A 15,284-nucleotide genomic window follows, 5' to 3' on the forward strand; every position below is an offset into this window, starting at 1 on the left:
GCCAGAGCGCCGTGGGAAACGCCCCCGCCTGCCGCGCCAGGTCCGCAAACACCCGGTAGCGACCCTCCGCGCGGACCTTGGCAACGGCGGCGGCGAAGCAGGCATCGTAATCGGGCATGGTGCAGCGGTACTCCGGTGAAAGGATCAGGCGGCCACGAGCAGGGCGGCCTCGGCCTGATCGAGGATGAGCGGGACGAGCGCCGGATCGGCGCCGATCGCACCTGTATAGTGATACGGCCGGTCCAGCGATGCCAAGGCCGCACGGACATCGTCCTCGCCATGCGGGCCGTTGTCGAGGAACAGGCCCACGGCCACCAGACACTCGCCCGGCAGGCCGGCTGCGGCTTCCGCCGGCGAGGGCGGCTCCTCCAGGAACGCGGCTCCGGTCGCGGCGAAACGGCCGGCGTCCTGCAGGCGGCGCATCTGCTCGCACGCAGCGTCCGCGCTGCCGCGGTGGCGCGGCGTGCCGTGACCGACGAGGAGGAGAGCGGTGCGATCCATGAACCAATCCTGCTCCAGGCAGGCCGCTTCCGCCTTGCGCCAGATCAAACGGGCGAGGCCGGGATGACGGCCGACCGGTGCCGCCACCCGCCGGAGCCCCGCCTTCGGCAGCTCGGCGAGCCGGTGCAGCATCAGCTCGTGGATGAAGCCTTCGGCCATGAGCAGGGGCACGATGCATACCGGGTCGGGCGCGCCGTCCAGCGCCGCTGCCAGATCGGGGCTGCCCTTGATGCAGCCGATGCGGACCTCCTCGAACCGGCCCGAGGCCGCGATCGCCCGGCCGTGGTCCATGGCCGTGCCGGGCCCGCCGTCGATCCCGTGCGTCACCAGGACGAGGGTGCCGCGGCCGCTAATGGCTCGTCCCTTCCGAGCGCGAGATCTTGTTCCAGACATTGTACTTGCCGACGGGCTTGTTCATCGGGATGCGCCTGACCGGCTGCAGGGTCGTGGCATCGTAGACCAGAAGCGCTCCGTCCCGCTCCATGATGGAGACGAGAGCATAACGCCCGTCGCGCGTGAACTCGACGTGGCCTGCGGTCCTGCCGGGCTCGGGCCGCAGCGAGGCTTCGATCTCGAGGCTCTCTTTGTCGATCACCTGGATCGTGTCCTTGGCCTTGCCCAGCGAAGCGTCGGTCCAGACATAGCGGCTGTTCTCGTGGCTGCGCATGAAGAAGCCGGGTCCGGCCGTTTCGATCCGCTTCACGAGCTCCCAGCTCTTCATGTCGATCACGCTGATCGCGGCCTCCTGCAGATGCGGGGTCGCCAGCACCCGCCTGCCATCGCGCTCCCAGCTTATGCCGGAGCCCAGATGCGGCATGCCGGGCAGCGGCAGCTCCTTGATCGGCCGGCGCACGTCGAGATTGACCACGACCGCCTTCCTGCCGTCGCGCGAGGCGCCGATCACATAGGCATAAGTGGGATCGAAGAAGAAGTCGTCCAGAGGCTCCGCGACCTCGCTTCGCCGTACCGGGAAACGCTCTTTGGTGTCGAGTCCTTCCACCATGCCCTGCTCGTAGGAGTGGACGAAGCCGAAGCTCTTGGGCGGCGGATCGCTATAGGCCACCTCCCAGACCTCGGGCAGGTCCTTGAGCGCCACGACGAAGCTCTGGCGCGGTGCCGCCTGGTAGACCGCCGAGACGCGCGAGCTCTTCTTCCCGAACGGGTCCTGGACCGGCTTGACCTCGAGCGGCTCGAGCGTCGCGGCGTCGAGGAGGACGAGCGTGTTCGGCAGGTAGTTCGCGACCGCGAGCACCTTGCCGTCGCCCGAGATCGCGATGTTGCGGCTGTTGATCCCGGCCCGCGCCTCGGCCACGACCTGGAGGCTCCAGAGATCGTAGCGCGTGATCCAGCCGTCGCGCGACATGAAAGTGACGAAGCGGCCATCGGGCGAGAACTTGGGCCCGCCGTGGAGCGCGAAACGGCTCGCAAAGCGGGTCAAGGGCTCGAACGTGTCGCCATCCAGGATGGTGACGTGATGGTCGCCGGCCTCCACGACCACGAACAGGTTCAAGGGATCGGCCGTGAACCGCGGCCGGTCGGGAAGCTGGTCGGGCCGTACCAGCACCTGCCGCGAGGCCAGGATCTCCTCCCTCCCCCAGGCCGGCACCTTCTCGAGCGGCGTCATCACGAAGCTCGCGAGCGCTTCGACCTCCTCGGCCGAGAGCTCGCCGGAAAAGCCCCGCATCTGCGTCGCCGGGCGCCCCTCGGCGATGATCTTCGCGGCCTCCTCGGGCTTGAGCCGGCCCAGATTCTCCGGGAGCAGCGCCGGTCCCATGCCGCCGAGACGCCCGGCCCCGTGACAGGAGGCGCATTTCTGCGCGTACAGCGCCGCCGCGTCGATACCGTCCGCCAGGACCATCCCCGGCATCAGGCACGAGGCGGCGAGAAGGCTATTCCGCAGCCAGGGTCGCATCGGGCGTCTTCCGGTAAGGGGTGACCTCGAGCCTGGGAGCGCCCGCCTCGATGCCGATCTCGGCATCGGTGAGGTAGCAGGCCGGGTCCTCGGCCCAAGGATCGCCCGTGAGCTGCATCGCCCTGACCCGGGTGTTGCCGCCGCAGATCGCGAACGCCCGGCACCGGCCGCAGCGGCCCGAGATCGTGCGCGGCTTCGCCTTCAGGCCCGCCATGATCGGGTCCGAGACGTCCTGCCAGATCTGGCTGAACGGGCGCTCCTTCACGTTGCCGAGGCTGTAGTGCCACCAGAACGTGTCGGGATGGACGTTGCCGAGATTGTCGATGTTGGCGACGTTGACCCCGCTCGCATTGCCACCCCAGGCCTCGAGCTTGGCGCGGATGTGGGGGGCGGCGGACGGGAAGCGGCGCTCGACCCAGCGCAAGAAATAGACCCCGTCGGCATCGTTGTTACCGGTCACGAACTCGGTGTCGCGCCCTTCCTGCACGTGCCGCCAGCAGCGCTCGAACAGGAGGTCCATCACCGCGCGCGTGGTACGGTGGTAGGCATCGTCGCCGCGGTGGCGGTTGCCACGGCCGGCATAGACGAGGTGCGAGAGGTAGAACTTGTCGATGCGCTCGGCCTCCATGAGCTCCAGCATCGCCGGCAGGCTCTCGACGTTGCGCTCGGTGACGGTGAAGCGCAGGCCCACCTTGATGCCCCGCTCCCGGCAGAGCCGCATCCCGCGGATCGACCTGTCGAACGCCCCTTCCTGCCGGCGGAAACGGTCGTGGACGGCGCCGATGCCATCGAGACTGATGCCGACATAGTCGTAGCCCACATCGGCGATGCGATCGGCCGTGGCCTCGTCGATCAGGGCCCCGTTCGAGGACAGGCCGACATAGAAGCCCGTCTCCTTCGCGCGCCGGCTGATCGCGAAGATGTCCTTCCTGAGCAGAGGCTCGCCGCCCGAGAGGATCAGGACCGGCACGCGGAAGGCCCTGAGGTCGTCCATGACCCTGAAGACCTCCTCGGTCGAGAGCTCGCCCGGAAAGTCGACGTCGGTCGAGAGCGAGTAGCAGTGGATGCAGTTGAGGTTGCAGCGGCGAATCAGGTTCCAGATCACGACGGGCCCCGGGGGCCTGCGGCTCGTGACCGGCGTCGGGGCCGCGATCTCGCGCATGAACTGGCTGAGCCGGAACATCGTCGTCCTTTCTAGTCCCCGAGCCGCAGGCCCGTCTTCTTCAGGATGCGCGTGCTCATGAGCACGGCGTGGCCCCTTGCGGCATCGCCCAGGAGTGCTGCGATCTCGCCGACCTTGGCCGCGACCTCGTCCGCGTCGCGGCCGTGGACCATGGCGAAGAGGTTGTAGGGCCAGAGTGGCGGCCGGCGCGGGCGGCGGTAGCAGTGCGTGACGAAGGGAAGCCCACCCACCTTCGGTCCGAGCGCCGGCAGCCGCTCGTCGTCCACGTCCCACACGCTCATGCCGTTCGCGGTCCAGCCCAGCCGGTAGTGGTTGGGCACGGCGCCGATCCGGCGGATGATCCGGGCATCCAGCATCCGCTGCAGCCGGCGCATGACCTCCTCCGGCTCGAACCCGAGCGCTTCCGCGACCGCATGATAGGGCCGCGCCACGAAGGGTAGGCCCGCCTGCGTGGCGCGGACGATCCGCCGGTCGGTCTCGTCGATGGGCGCAGTCATGCCGTGAGCTTCAGCTCCAGGAAATACTCGTCGAGCTTCGGCAGGTTCAGGACCTCGAGGCCCGTGGCCACCTCGATCCGGGCGATGGTGGCCGCGATCTGCTCCGGTCGCTCCACCGCCAGGACGAACCACATGTTGAGCGCGTGCGCGCGGGCATAGTTGTGCGCGACCTCGGGAAAGCCGTTCACGATCGCCGCCACCGCCTCGAAGCGCTCCTCCGGCACTGCCATCGCACAGAGCGTGACTGCCCCGCCCAGGCGCTCGGCGTCGTACATCGGCCCGAAGCGCGACAGCACCCCTGCCTCGCGCAAGGCGGCAAGCCGCTCGATCACCTCGGCCTCGGCGAGGCCCAGCATCTTGGCGACCTCGGCGTAAGGACGCTCGGCAATCGGGAAGCCGCCCTGGAGCGCGTTCACGAGCCGGCGATCGACGTCGTCCATCCCGCCTCCCCTTGCGCCGGCCATCCGGCCGTATAGCGCGCACCCTGCTGCTTGAAGCGCCGCCGGCTGAACAGGACGGCACGCGGCAGGCCCATGAGCCCTGCCGCCCGCGTCGCCTCCTCGATCTCGGCCTCGACGCGGGCACGGTCCCTGCCGTGGATCATGCAGAAGAGATTGTAGGGCCAGAGTGGGAGACGGCGGGGACGGCGGTAGCACAAGGTCACGAACGGCAGCGCGACGAGCCGCGCCGCCGCGTCCCGCACCATCTCGTCCGGCACGTCCCATACCGTCATGGCGTTCGCCCGGTAGCCGAGCTCGTGGTGGCGGACGACGATGCCGAGCCGGCGGAGAACGCCGCGTGCCAGCAGCGAGCGCAGCCCCTCGATCACCTCCGCTTCCGTGAGCCCGATCCGCTCGCCGACCACGAGAAAAGGCCGCGGCACCAGCGGCAGTCCGGTCTCGATCGCGGCGAGCAGCCGCCGGTCGGCAGCGCTCAGTGCCATTGCAGCCTGAAGCCCAGATCGAGCCGGAATGCCTCCTCGAGCGGCAGGTCGAGGACGGGCACGCCGGTGCGGTACTCGATCGTCGCCAGCACCTGCCGCACCCGCTCCGGCGAGGGCGCGGTCACGACGAACCACAGGTTCAGATGGTGCTCGCGCTCGTAATTGTGATTGACCTCGGGAAAGCTGCTGACGAAGTCGGCGATCTGCGGCAGCGCCCAGTCCGGCACGGCCATGGCGGCGAGCGTGCTCCAGCCCGCGGCATGGGGCTCGACCACCGCACCCACGCGCGAGATCACGCCGTCGGCCAGAAGACGCCCGAGCATGGCGAGCACGGTCGCCTCGTCGATCCCGAGCCGCTCGGCGACGGCGGCGAAGGGGCGCTCCACCAGCGGCAGGTCGCGCTGGAACTCGTCGACGAGGCGCTGCTCGGTTCCGGAAAGGTTCGTCGCCATGGTTCTCACAGCCCGATGCGGTTGGCACGCGCGGTAAAGAAGATGCCCGAAGGCTTCGCCGCATTGATCCTGGTCATGACGGTGCGGGTCTCGGTGTCGTAGACGACCACCTCGTCCGAATCGCGCGCCGAGATCCAGACCTGCTCGCCACGCGGCGTGAACTCGAGATGCAGCACGGCCTTGCCGGGCCGGAGCGTGTCGACGACCCGGAGCGTCGGCACGTCGATCACCTGCACCACGTCGTTGTCGGGGTGCGCGAAATTGACCCACACCTGCCGCCCGTCCGGCCGGGCCTCGGCGAACACCGGCTGGCCGTGGACGGGGATGCGGCCGACCTCCTGCCAGTCGCGGCGTTCGACCACGAGCAGCTCGTGCCGGCCGATGGCGGGGAGGAACAGGAGATCGCCGGCCTCGGCCCAGCCCTCGAGATGCGGCATCTTGTAGACCGGCAGCGGCTCCTCGCCCTTGTCGTAGCCTTCGAGGATGTGCGTCGCACCCTTCTCGGGGTGCCAGAGATCGATCAGCGCCAGCCCGTCCTCGCCGAACAGGCCGGCGATGTAGAAGCGCCCGTCCGGGGTCACGAGCGCGTCGTAGGGCAGCTTGCCGACGTTCTCGAAGCGCTCGACCTTGGGGTGCGCCGGATCGGCGAGATCGGCGAGCCAGGTCTGTCCGGCCTCGTAGAGGCTGAAGGCGAAGCGCCGGTGGCCCGAATCCTCGAGGCCCACGACCTTGGCGCGCTTGCCGTCGGCGAGCGTCACGGACGGAATGTCGGCGACCGGGGTCAGGGTCTCGGCGTCGAACACCTTGACCCCGCCCGGCTCGTAGTTGGCGACGGCGACGAGCGAGCCGTCGTCCGAGATGGCGCCGCCGATCGAGTTGCCGGCCTGCACCACCCGGTTCGCGATCCGCCGCTCGAGGAGATCCACCTTCGTGAGCCCGCCGTCGCGACCGAAGACGTAGGCGTAGCGCCCGTCGCGGCTGAACACGGCCGAGGCGTGGGAGAGGTCGCCCAGACCCTCGACCCGGCCGAGTGCCACGCGGTGCGTGGTCTCGACGATCTGCACCGAACCCGCGGCGCGCTCGATCACGATGCCGAGATCCCCCGTGCCGCGCAGCTCCGCGGCCGTGACGACGGCCCCGTGCAGCAGCAGCGCCACAAGGCAGACCAGAAGCTTTCTCATGGACGAATTCCGCTCTTGAGCTCTCGGGCGAGCCATCGCGCCTCCTCGGGCGAGAGCTCGACGTCCCAGGGCGGCATCGGCGTGCCGCGCACGCCGTGGAGGATGATCTCGGCCAGGCCCTCGCTGTCCTTGCCCTCCAAGGCCTCGGGCAGGAGCGAGGGGCCGAGCCCTCCCTTCAGGGTCATGCCGTGGCAGGAGCCGCAGTCCTGCCGCAGGAGGTAGAGGAGCGCCGCCTGCCGCTCGGCCGAGGGCGGCCCGGCCGCCGCTGCGAGAGCCGGCGCCAGCGCGACCGCGAGCAGGAGCAGCGCTCCTGCCCGTGAGCGGCGCTCAAGCATGCCCGACCTGCTTCACGAGCACCGCACCGGCTGCCGGCTCGACCAGGGCCGCGAGGGGCTCGGCATCGGTCAGCACGTCGACCACCGGACCGATCACGATCAGGACGGGCGAGGCCAGCGCTTGCGCCTGAACGCTCTCCCGGAGCCGGACGAGCGGAGCACGCACGATCCGCTGCTGCGGGGTCGTGCCGTTCTCGATCGCCGCCGCAGGTGTCGCGGCGGGCAGGCCCGCCTCGACCAGGCGGCTCGTGATCTCGTCGAGATGGGCGAGGCCCATGTAGAACACGAGCGTCGTCTGCGGGTCGGCGAGGCTCGGCCAGTTGAGGTCGAGCCACCAGCCCGCCCGGCAGTGGCCGGTGACGAAGCGCACGCTCGTGGCGAGGCCGCGATGCGTGAGCGGAATCATCGTCGCGGCAGCGCAGCCCAGGGCCGCCGTCACGCCCGGCACCACCTCGACCGGGATGCCGTGGCGGACGAGGTGCAGCGCCTCCTCGCCGCCACGGCCGAAGACGAAGGGATCACCGCCCTTGAGCCGGACGACCTTCTGCCCCGGCAGCGCCAGCTCGACGAGCAGATCGTTGATCGCCTCCTGGCGCATGGCCTGACGGCCGACGGCCTTGCCGACGTAGAACCGCCGTGCCCGTGCCGGCGCCAGCTCGAGGATGCCCTCCCCGATCAGCCGGTCGTAAACCACGGCATCGGCCGCCTGCAGCACCCGCACCGCCTTCACGGTGAGGAGCTCCGGGTCGCCGGGCCCGGCACCGACGAGATAGACCTGCGGCTTCAGCATCGCCTTCCCCAAGAACGGACCTCGCGCCGCGTGGACGGAAAGCGGACGCTCCCGCCCGCGCGGCCACGGCACCGGCTCAGTAGATGTCCTTGCGGGTGTTGTAGACGTTGAACTTGCCCGTGGGTGTCACGATCCGCGGGTCCTTGATGACCTTCTTGAGCTTTCTGGTCTTGTCGTCCACCACGACGATGGCGCTCTCCTGCTCCTTACCGTTCCAGACCGAGAACCAGATCTCCGAGCCGTCCTTGTTGAACTCGCCCTGCACCACGCGGCGCTGGCCCTGGGAAATGCCCGACCACTCGCCGATCGGCAGCACCTCGTAAGGCTTGTCGAGATTGTCGATGTCGAACACCGCGACCGAGGACGCGATCTCGGCCTCCGGGTTCAAGGGCGTGTCGACGTAGAGGTTCTTGCTGTTGGGATGGGTCTTGATGAACAGGGAGCCGCCGCCCTGCCCTTCCAGCACCTTCACCACCTTCCAGGCGTTCTCGGGATGCTTCTCGGGATCGGAGCCGATCAGGGTGATGTGCTCGCTGCCGAGATGCGAGGTCGCCCAGACCGGGCCGAACTCCTTGGTGTCGAAGTTGGCGCCGCGCCCCGGATGCGGCCGGTCGCCCTGGGTCTCGATCACCTTGATGAGCCTGCCTTCCTTGGTGTCGATCACCGCCACCTTGTTGCGGGCGTTGGCGGCGACGAAGAAGTAGCGGCCGGTCTTGTCGAAGCCGCCGTCGTGCAGGAAGCGCTCGGCCGCGATCGAGGTGACTTTCAGGTTCTTGAGGTCGGTGTAGTCGACGAGGTCGATGAAGCCCGTCTCCTTCACGTTGACCACGAACTCGGGCCGGTAGTGCGAGGCCACGATCGAGGCGACGCGCGGCTCGGGATGATAGGTCTGCTCGTCGTAGATCATGCCGCGCGTGCTCACGATCTTGAGCGGCTCGAGCGTGGCGCCATCCATGATCACGTACTGCGGCGGCCAGTAGGCGCCGCCGATGGCGTACTTGTCCTCCCAGCCGTGCATCTTCGAGGTCTCGACCGAGCGCGCCTCGATGCCGATCTTGATCCGTGCCACCTCGGCGGGCGGGTCCATGTAGAGATCGATGACGTTGATCAGCGCGTCGCGGCCGATCACGTAGAGATAGCGCCCCGAGGCCGACATGCGCGAGATGTGGACGGCATAGCCGGTCTCGAAGATCTTGACGATCTCGTAGGTCTTGCCGTCGATCAGCGCGACCTGGCCCTTGTCGCGCAAGGTGACGGAGAACAGGTTGTCGAGGTCGAGCTTGTTCATCTGCTTCGCGGGGCGCTTGTCCACCGGGACCAGCACCTTCCACGATTCCCGCATCTCCTTCATGCCCCACTCGGGCGGAGCCACCGGCTCGTTGAGGAGATAGCGGGCCATGATGTCGATCTGCGGCTCGGTGAGCTCGCCCGAGGTGCCCCAGTTCGGCATGCCGGCCGGCGAGCCGTAGGTGATGAAGTTCTTGAGGTAGTCGTAGCCGAGATTGCGGGTGATGTCGGTCGTGAGCGGCTTGCCGGTGGCACCCTTGCGCAGCACGCCGTGGCAGCCGGCACAGCGCTGGAAGTAGATCGTGTTGGCGATCTCGGCCTCGGCCTTGGTCAGGGCCGGGATGCCGGCCTCGGCACCCGGCGCTTTCGGCATCGCCTGCTCGGGCAGGACGTTGAGCTCGGGCTCGTAGCGCTTGCCGGGTGTGGTCTCGTGCCCCTTGAGCATGCTCGGCGCCGGCTGCGCGGGCTGGGCCTGCTGCTGGGCCTGCGCCGATGCGGTGGGCGCCGCCAGCACCAGAGCCAGCGCCGTCGCGGCGAACAACACGGAAGGTGCTCGAGCAGCGCGCATCATCGACATTCTCTATACCCCGATTTGGTCTGCGCCACCGGGCGAACGGTAACCGACCTGCACGAGCCCGCCTTGATCGTGATCAAGGCTGCGCCACCGATGCGACTCCAGAATGCCCGCCCGTGACGGTGGAGGTCCGGCTCCATGGCATTCGGCACTCGGCTGCGCGGTGTACTGGCTTTCCTTGTCCTCACGGCGGCCACGCTGCCGGGCCCGTGCCGCGCCGTCGAGACGGCGCCGGCCGCATGGAGCGAGGTGATGCCTGCGGCCGACCGCATCGGCCCGGTCGAAGGCAGCCCGCCCGCAGCCGCCGCCTTCGCCGGCGACCGGCTCGTCGGCTACGTGTTCTCCACCCGCGCGGTCGGCACCGCCAAGGGCTATTCCGGCAAGGTGCTCGACATCCTCGTCGGCCTCGATCTTCAGGCCAGGATCACCGGGGCGAAGCTGATCGAGCAGAACGAACCCATCGCCGCCACCGGCAGGACGGTGGAGGATCTCGCCGCCTTCGTCCGCAGCTATGCCGGCCGCAGCGTCGAGAAGCCGCTCGCCGTCGTCCGGCGGGCGAACGGCGAGGGCGAGGTCGATGCGATCAGTGGCGCCACCGTCACCTCGCTCGTCCTCAACGACACGATCCTGAGCGCGGCCCGCGCCGTCGCCCGCTCGCGCCACCTCCTCGGAGCACCTGCGGCACCCGCGGCGCTCACGGGCTTCGAGCCGCTCTCCTGGCCACAGCTCGTCGAGAAAGGGCTTCTCGCCGTGCGGCGGATCACGGTCGCCGACGCCGACCGCCTCCTCGCCGCGCAGGGTGGCCATGTCGAGCCGCCCGGCAGGCCGGACGACCTCTTCCTCGAGGTCGCGACCGGCCTCGCCTCGGCTCCCAGGATCGGCGGCAACCTCGCGGGCTTGAGCACCTTCGAGCGGATCACCGCCGAGTTCGGCGCCAACGATTCCCTGATCTTCATTGGCGCGGCCGGGCGCTGGTCGGTGAAGGGCACGGCCTGGCGGCGCACCGGCACCTTCGAGCGGCTGGCGATCGTGCAGGGCGAGCAGACCTTCCGCCTCACGGGCGCCGACCATCGCCTGATCGACGAGGTGAAGGCGGCGCAAGCGCCCGAGCTGCGCGAGGCGGGCCTGTTCGCGCTCAGGGCGGCATCCGGCTTCCGTCCCGACCGGCCCTGGCGGCTGCAGGTCATGATCGGTGGCGTGGATGCGGGCGGAGCGCCCGTGTCGGCGGTCGTGGAGGTGCCCTACGAGCTTCCGGGCACGGCAGAGCCGGCAGCGCAAGCGCCGACGGCGCCGGCCGGAGCGAGCGCCATGCCCTTGTGGCAGGAGGTCTGGCAGCGGCGGGCGCTCGACATCGCCGTGCTGGTGACGGCTCTCGCCACCCTGACCGGGATCCTGTTCTTCCAGGATCAGGTGGCGCAGCGGCCGTGGCTGTGGCGCCGGCTCAGGACCGGCTTTCTTCTGTTCACCCTGGTCTGGCTCGGTTGGTACGCGACCGCCCAGCTCTCGGTCGTCAACGTGCTCACCTTCGGCGAGGCCTTGCGCACCGAGTTCCGCTGGGACTTCTTCCTGCTCGAGCCTCTGATCTTCATCCTGTGGAGCTACGTCGCGGTCGCGCTCGTGTTCTGGGGGCGGGGCGCCTTCTGCGGCTGGCTCTGCCCGTTCGGTGCACTCCAGGAACTCGCCAACCTCGCCGCCCGCCGGCTGGGCGTGCCGCAGCTCGCCATCCCGTTCCGGCTGCACGAGCGGCTGCGCACCCTCAAGTTCATCGTCTTCCTGGCCCTCTTCGCCGTCGCCCTGGGCTCGCTGGCGCAAGCGCTGCGCCTCGTCGAGATCGAGCCCTTCAAGACGGCGATCGTGCTCCACTTCATGCGCGAGGCGCCGTTCGTGGCCTGGGCGCTGCTCCTCGTGGCGGCGAGCCTCGTGGTCGAGCGCTTCTTCTGCCGCTATTTGTGCCCCTTGGGCGCCGCGCTGGCGCTGCCGGCCCGGATGCGCCAGTTCGAATGGCTGCAGCGCCACTGGCAGTGCGGCCGCGAGTGCCGGATCTGCCAGGTCCAGTGCCCGGTTCAGGCGATCCAGCCCGAAGGCAGCATTCATCCCGGCGAATGCATCTACTGCCTCAAATGCCAGTGCAACTATCACAACGAATGGCTCTGCCCACCGATGATCGAGCGCCGCAAGCGGCGCGAACGACGTGCTGCAGCGGCCGCCGCCTCCCGGTCGCAGCCGACCCCGGCGGGACATTCCTGAGCCGACGTAGATTCTTGCTCGTCTTCGCGAATTGTGCGTAACCATTCTCCTCCAAGGGAAAGTGCCCGCGTCGGAGGAGCCTGGCATTTGTCGACCGCCCGTCTGCGTTGCACCGTCGAGACGTCGAGCAGCGGTCTGCGTTTCCCGGCGGATCGCCCCCCCCTCGGCGCCGAGGATCTGGCGGTGGTCCGCTCGAGCCCCCTGTTCGAAGGTCTCGCGAGCCGGCATGTCGCCGATCTCCTCCGCAAAGGGGGAGTGCGGCGGTGCCCGCGCGGTACCGTCCTGTTCATCGAGAACGAGCCGGCGGACTGCTTCTTCATGGTGCTGGAGGGCTGGGTCAAGCTGAGCCGGCTGACCGCCGAGGGCGATGAGATCACGCTCGGCCTGTTCAGCCGCGGCGACAGCCTTGCCGAGGCGATCCTGCAGCAGCCCGAGCGCTACGCCATGACCGGGCAGGCGGTCGAGCCGAGTCGCGTGCTGGCGATTCCGGCGCAGATCTTCCTCGAGCAGGTGTCGAGCAGCCGCGAGCTCTGCCGCAACACCATGCTGCTCATGGCCCGCCGCCTGCTCGCAGCGCAGCAGCAGCTCGAGCAGATCTCGCGGCACCCCACCGTGCAGCGCGTGGCGCTGTTCCTGCTCCGGCTCTGCCGCTGCCAGCGCGGCGCCGCCACGGTCGAGCTGCCGCTGGACAAGACCTTCATCGCCGCAAGGCTCGGCATGCAGCCCGAGACCCTGTCGCGCGCCTTCGCCAAGCTGCGCCAGCATGGGGTCGAGGTGAACGGCGACCGGGTCTCGATCGAGGAGGTGGCACGCCTGCAGGCCTTCGCGGCAGGTCGCCACAACTGAGCCCGTGCCGCGACGCGATGCCGCCGGCCCTTCTCCTGCGGCGGATTTTGATCGAGACTAGGGGAGCAGTGTTCAGAGGACAGGGAAGGGATGCCCGTGGCCAGCGCGAGCAGCATGCGTGCGGCGCCGCCGGAGGCGGTACTCGCCCTCCAGAAACGCCTCGGCCTCAGCGGCTACGAGCTCGGCCTCGTCCGCTCCCTGCCCCTGTTCGCCGGCACCACGCCCGAGCAGCTCGCAGACCTGCTCGAGGATGCCAGCGTGCGCGCCTTCCCGCGCGGGACGAGCCTGTTCATCCAGGGCGATCCGGCGATCCGCTTCTTCGTGGTGCTCGACGGCTGGGTACGCCTCACCCGCCAGACGCCGGACGGCAACGAGATGACGGTGGCGCTGTTCGGCAAGGGCGATTCGATCGCCGAGGCCGCGATCCTGCAATCGGGGCGCTATCCGGTGAACGGGCAGGTGCTGGAGCCCAGCCGGCTGCTCGTCATCCCTTCCGAGAGCTTCCTCGCCCGCCTGCGCGAGAGCACCGAGCTCTGCCTCAACATGATGGCGGCGATGGCGCGCCGCCTGCACGCCTTCCTGCAGCAGCTCGAGCAGGTCAGCACGCGCTCCACGACCGAACGGGTGGCGCTGTTCCTTTTGCGCCTGGCCCGCCAGGACTCCGGCCCCTGCACGATCGAGCTGCCGCTGGACAAGACCTTCATCGCCGCAAGGCTCGGCATGCAGCCCGAGACCCTGTCGCGTTCCTTCGCCAAGCTGCGCCAGCATGGGGTCGAGGTGAGCGGCGGGACGGTGACGGTCGCGGACATGGCGAGCCTGCGCGCGCTCGTCGCCGGCGATGCCGACTGAGGCGATCGATCCTCGGCTCAGTAGAGCGTGTAGAGATAGGCGGCGAGGTCCCTTGCGTCCTCCTCGCCGACGCCGACGTTCGGCATGGCGGTCCTGGGGTCCACCGCCGGCGGGTCGCGCAGCCAGCGCTCGAGCTCGCTCGGCTTGTTCGGCAACACCCCGGCGATGTAGACCCGGCTGGCGACGTGCTCGAGCGAAGGTCCGACCAGCCCGCGCGCCTCGCGCACACCGGGCACGGTATGGCAGTAGCCGCAGCCATAGGCGAGGATCAGCGTGCGCCCCCGCTCGGGATCGCCGCCCGTGACCGCCGCCGCGCGCGATGCCCGATCCGTGACCACCAGGCCGCGAAGCTCCGGTGCCATGCCCGCGGCGACCGTCAGCACGGCCACCCCCCCGGCGAGCGCCAGCACCACGTTCAAGGGACGGCTAGCCGCGTGTCGGCTCGTCATGGCTCATCACCATCCAGACCGGTGCCGTGGCCGCCCGATGCAGCCATTGCGCGAACAGGACGAGCGCCGCAGCGGCGTAGACGAGACCGCCCGGCACCCACATGATGAGTCCGCCGAGCTGCTGGTCCTCCAGCGGCGCGAGCCCCGCGACCGGCGCCGCCATCCCGACGCCGCCGTACCAGGGATGGGGCGCCACGGTCAAAAGCGCACCCAGCAGCGTCCCGTGCAGCATGGTGAGGAACAGGCAGAAGGCCGCCACACCCTCCCGCTGCCCGCCGCGGCAGCGCTCGAGCATGCTCCACCAGAAGAGCAGGGCCGAGGCGGTCAGCATCAGATGCTGCAGCGTGTGGACGCGCCGGTCCGCGACGGCGAGGTCGAACAGGGCCGGCAGATGCCAGACCGAGAGCACGGCGATCTGCAGGCCCGTGGCGACGAGGGGATCGGCCAGAGGCCGGATCGCGGCGAGGACCGGGCGCAAGAGCCACGAGCGGGCTCCGCCGGGAAACGCCCAGGCCAGCGGCGCCAGCGGCCGGGCCAGCACCAGGAGCGGAGCCGTCACCGTCATCAGGAGGAGATGGACCAGCATGTGCGCGAAGAAGGCTCTGTCGGCCAGAGCGTGCAGCGGCGATGCCAGGGCGATCACGCAGGTGGCCCAGCCCAGCGCGAAGCAAAGGACCCGGCCGTAGCGAGCGCCGCGCCCGATCCCGGCGGTGCGCCAGAGCCTCGTGACACCGAGCGTATAGAGGGCGGGCGGCAGACCGATGGCGAGCAGAAGCCAGAGATCGGGACCCCGGCGAGCCGTCGCCTCGTGCGCCGCGGCCGGGGTGGCCGCGAGCAGGACGGGCAGGAGCGCCAGCATGCCGGCCGCGAGCCGCCGGCTCATCGCTCGCAGGCCTGCAGGAAGAGCATGGCCAGGCCCTGCGCCACGATCACGGTCGTGAACAGGAGTCCCAGCCCCAGCCCGAGCAGGCTCGAGAAGCCGCGCTCGGCGCGTGCCTCGCCCCCCGAGGCACCGCCGTGGCGCCGGCCCCGCCAGCAGATGCCGGCCCCGAGCAGCGCCACGAGGGCCGCGGCGACGTTCACGGCGACGATGGCGTTCCGGCCGCTCGCGCTGCAGGCGAGCCCCGCCAGGAGATAGCCGAGCTGCTGGCTCGCGGCCCAGGCGATCGGGCCGAGTGCCAGACCGGTCCAGACCAGAGGACCGGGCTTGTGACGGATGGCGGTGGCCAAGGCTGCTT

17 protein-coding genes are annotated in these 15,284 nt (G+C 69.7%); 3 read left to right on the plus strand and 14 right to left on the minus strand.

The features are described 5' to 3' along the window. Positions 1-144: 144 nt before the first annotated feature. From U1T56_RS18770 to U1T56_RS18820, 11 genes are all read right to left on the minus strand, one after another. Positions 145-828 carry a hypothetical protein gene (locus U1T56_RS18770; RefSeq protein WP_418161028.1) on the minus strand — a complete coding sequence of 228 codons (684 nt, stop codon included), beginning with the start codon at positions 826-828 and terminating at the stop codon, positions 145-147. Between the two features lie 22 nt (positions 829-850). Next, a complete protein-coding gene (locus tag U1T56_RS18775) occupies positions 851-2,413 on the minus strand; it encodes a cytochrome D1 domain-containing protein (protein WP_418161029.1) in 1,563 nt (520 codons plus the stop codon). Then, positions 2,391-3,596: a heme d1 biosynthesis radical SAM protein NirJ gene (nirJ, locus tag U1T56_RS18780; protein WP_418161030.1), complete on the minus strand. Its 1,206-nt coding sequence runs from the start codon at positions 3,594-3,596 to the stop codon at positions 2,391-2,393. The genes U1T56_RS18775 and nirJ overlap by 23 nt, the downstream gene beginning before the upstream one ends. Positions 3,597-3,607: 11 nt before the next feature. Continuing rightward, positions 3,608-4,093: a siroheme decarboxylase subunit beta gene (gene ahbB / locus U1T56_RS18785; RefSeq protein ID WP_418161031.1), complete on the minus strand. Its 486-nt coding sequence runs from the start codon at positions 4,091-4,093 to the stop codon at positions 3,608-3,610. Beyond that, the gene (locus U1T56_RS18790) at positions 4,090-4,533 is read right to left on the minus strand and encodes an Lrp/AsnC family transcriptional regulator (RefSeq protein WP_418161032.1); all 444 of its coding nucleotides are present in this window, start codon (positions 4,531-4,533) and stop codon (positions 4,090-4,092) included. The genes ahbB (U1T56_RS18785) and U1T56_RS18790 overlap by 4 nt, the downstream gene beginning before the upstream one ends. Then, positions 4,506-5,036: a siroheme decarboxylase subunit beta gene (ahbB, locus tag U1T56_RS18795; RefSeq protein ID WP_418161033.1), complete on the minus strand. Its 531-nt coding sequence runs from the start codon at positions 5,034-5,036 to the stop codon at positions 4,506-4,508. Before ahbB (U1T56_RS18795) ends, U1T56_RS18790 begins: the two co-directional genes overlap by 28 nt. Further along, a complete protein-coding gene (locus tag U1T56_RS18800) occupies positions 5,027-5,488 on the minus strand; it encodes an Lrp/AsnC family transcriptional regulator (RefSeq protein ID WP_418161034.1) in 462 nt (153 codons plus the stop codon). Before U1T56_RS18800 ends, ahbB (U1T56_RS18795) begins: the two co-directional genes overlap by 10 nt. A gap of 5 nt (positions 5,489-5,493) precedes the next feature. Beyond that, the gene (locus U1T56_RS18805; RefSeq protein WP_418161035.1) at positions 5,494-6,669 is read right to left on the minus strand and encodes a cytochrome D1 domain-containing protein; all 1,176 of its coding nucleotides are present in this window, start codon (positions 6,667-6,669) and stop codon (positions 5,494-5,496) included. Beyond that, entirely contained in the window at positions 6,666-7,004 is a 339-nt protein-coding gene (locus U1T56_RS18810; protein ID WP_418161036.1) for a c-type cytochrome, read from the minus strand. Before U1T56_RS18810 ends, U1T56_RS18805 begins: the two co-directional genes overlap by 4 nt. After that, positions 6,997-7,794 (minus strand): uroporphyrinogen-III C-methyltransferase, encoded by a 798-nt coding sequence (cobA, locus tag U1T56_RS18815; protein ID WP_418161037.1) that lies wholly within the window; start codon positions 7,792-7,794, stop codon positions 6,997-6,999. Before cobA ends, U1T56_RS18810 begins: the two co-directional genes overlap by 8 nt. Before the next feature lie 76 nt (positions 7,795-7,870). Beyond that, positions 7,871-9,652, minus strand: a complete 1,782-nt coding sequence (locus U1T56_RS18820; protein ID WP_418161038.1) for a cytochrome D1 domain-containing protein — start codon at positions 9,650-9,652, stop codon at positions 7,871-7,873. Between the two features lie 141 nt (positions 9,653-9,793). On the opposite strand from U1T56_RS18820, the gene U1T56_RS18825 reads away from it, so the two are divergent. The 3 genes from U1T56_RS18825 to U1T56_RS18835 all read left to right on the plus strand — a co-directional run bounded on the left by U1T56_RS18825 (position 9,794) and on the right by U1T56_RS18835 (position 13,597). Further along, a complete protein-coding gene (locus U1T56_RS18825; RefSeq protein WP_418161039.1) occupies positions 9,794-11,902 on the plus strand; it encodes a 4Fe-4S binding protein in 2,109 nt (702 codons plus the stop codon). 183 nt (positions 11,903-12,085) lie between these two features. Then, the gene (locus tag U1T56_RS18830) at positions 12,086-12,748 is read left to right on the plus strand and encodes a Crp/Fnr family transcriptional regulator (RefSeq protein ID WP_418161040.1); all 663 of its coding nucleotides are present in this window, start codon (positions 12,086-12,088) and stop codon (positions 12,746-12,748) included. 90 nt (positions 12,749-12,838) lie between these two features. Further along, positions 12,839-13,597 carry a Crp/Fnr family transcriptional regulator gene (locus U1T56_RS18835; protein WP_418161041.1) on the plus strand — a complete coding sequence of 253 codons (759 nt, stop codon included), beginning with the start codon at positions 12,839-12,841 and terminating at the stop codon, positions 13,595-13,597. A 17-nt stretch (positions 13,598-13,614) separates the two neighbouring features. On the opposite strand, the gene U1T56_RS18840 is transcribed toward U1T56_RS18835, so the two are convergent. From U1T56_RS18840 to U1T56_RS18850, 3 genes are read right to left on the minus strand one after another with little or no spacing between them, the layout of a single operon-like run. Next, entirely contained in the window at positions 13,615-14,046 is a 432-nt protein-coding gene (locus tag U1T56_RS18840; RefSeq protein WP_418161042.1) for a c-type cytochrome, read from the minus strand. Further along, positions 14,024-14,929 (minus strand): cytochrome c oxidase assembly protein, encoded by a 906-nt coding sequence (locus U1T56_RS18845; protein ID WP_418161043.1) that lies wholly within the window; start codon positions 14,927-14,929, stop codon positions 14,024-14,026. The genes U1T56_RS18840 and U1T56_RS18845 overlap by 23 nt, the downstream gene beginning before the upstream one ends. After that, the gene (locus U1T56_RS18850; RefSeq protein WP_418161044.1) at positions 14,926-15,276 is read right to left on the minus strand and encodes a hypothetical protein; all 351 of its coding nucleotides are present in this window, start codon (positions 15,274-15,276) and stop codon (positions 14,926-14,928) included. Before U1T56_RS18850 ends, U1T56_RS18845 begins: the two co-directional genes overlap by 4 nt. Positions 15,277-15,284: the final 8 nt, after the last annotated feature.

Source organism: Benzoatithermus flavus (assembly GCF_037908215.1).
In the GTDB taxonomy this organism is placed as follows: domain Bacteria; phylum Pseudomonadota; class Alphaproteobacteria; order Geminicoccales; family Geminicoccaceae; genus Benzoatithermus; species Benzoatithermus flavus.

What these genes read in the sequence shown, in the direction of transcription:
- U1T56_RS18775 (WP_418161029.1), bottom strand. Translation starts at nt 2,413, where the DNA reads ATGCGACCCTGGCTGCGGAATAGCCTTCTCGCCGCCTCGTGCCTGATG.
- nirJ (WP_418161030.1), bottom strand. Translation starts at nt 3,596, where the DNA reads ATGTTCCGGCTCAGCCAGTTCATGCGCGAGATCGCGGCCCCGACGCCG.
- ahbB (WP_418161031.1), bottom strand. Translation starts at nt 4,093, where the DNA reads ATGACTGCGCCCATCGACGAGACCGACCGGCGGATCGTCCGCGCCACG.
- U1T56_RS18790 (WP_418161032.1), bottom strand. Translation starts at nt 4,533, where the DNA reads ATGGACGACGTCGATCGCCGGCTCGTGAACGCGCTCCAGGGCGGCTTC.
- ahbB (WP_418161033.1), bottom strand. Translation starts at nt 5,036, where the DNA reads ATGGCACTGAGCGCTGCCGACCGGCGGCTGCTCGCCGCGATCGAGACC.
- U1T56_RS18800 (WP_418161034.1), bottom strand. Translation starts at nt 5,488, where the DNA reads ATGGCGACGAACCTTTCCGGAACCGAGCAGCGCCTCGTCGACGAGTTC.
- U1T56_RS18805 (WP_418161035.1), bottom strand. Translation starts at nt 6,669, where the DNA reads ATGAGAAAGCTTCTGGTCTGCCTTGTGGCGCTGCTGCTGCACGGGGCC.
- U1T56_RS18810 (WP_418161036.1), bottom strand. Translation starts at nt 7,004, where the DNA reads ATGCTTGAGCGCCGCTCACGGGCAGGAGCGCTGCTCCTGCTCGCGGTC.
- cobA (WP_418161037.1), bottom strand. Translation starts at nt 7,794, where the DNA reads ATGCTGAAGCCGCAGGTCTATCTCGTCGGTGCCGGGCCCGGCGACCCG.
- U1T56_RS18820 (WP_418161038.1), bottom strand. Translation starts at nt 9,652, where the DNA reads ATGATGCGCGCTGCTCGAGCACCTTCCGTGTTGTTCGCCGCGACGGCG.
- U1T56_RS18825 (WP_418161039.1), top strand. Translation starts at nt 9,794, where the DNA reads ATGGCATTCGGCACTCGGCTGCGCGGTGTACTGGCTTTCCTTGTCCTC.
- U1T56_RS18835 (WP_418161041.1), top strand. Translation starts at nt 12,839, where the DNA reads ATGCCCGTGGCCAGCGCGAGCAGCATGCGTGCGGCGCCGCCGGAGGCG.
- U1T56_RS18840 (WP_418161042.1), bottom strand. Translation starts at nt 14,046, where the DNA reads ATGACGAGCCGACACGCGGCTAGCCGTCCCTTGAACGTGGTGCTGGCG.
- U1T56_RS18845 (WP_418161043.1), bottom strand. Translation starts at nt 14,929, where the DNA reads ATGAGCCGGCGGCTCGCGGCCGGCATGCTGGCGCTCCTGCCCGTCCTG.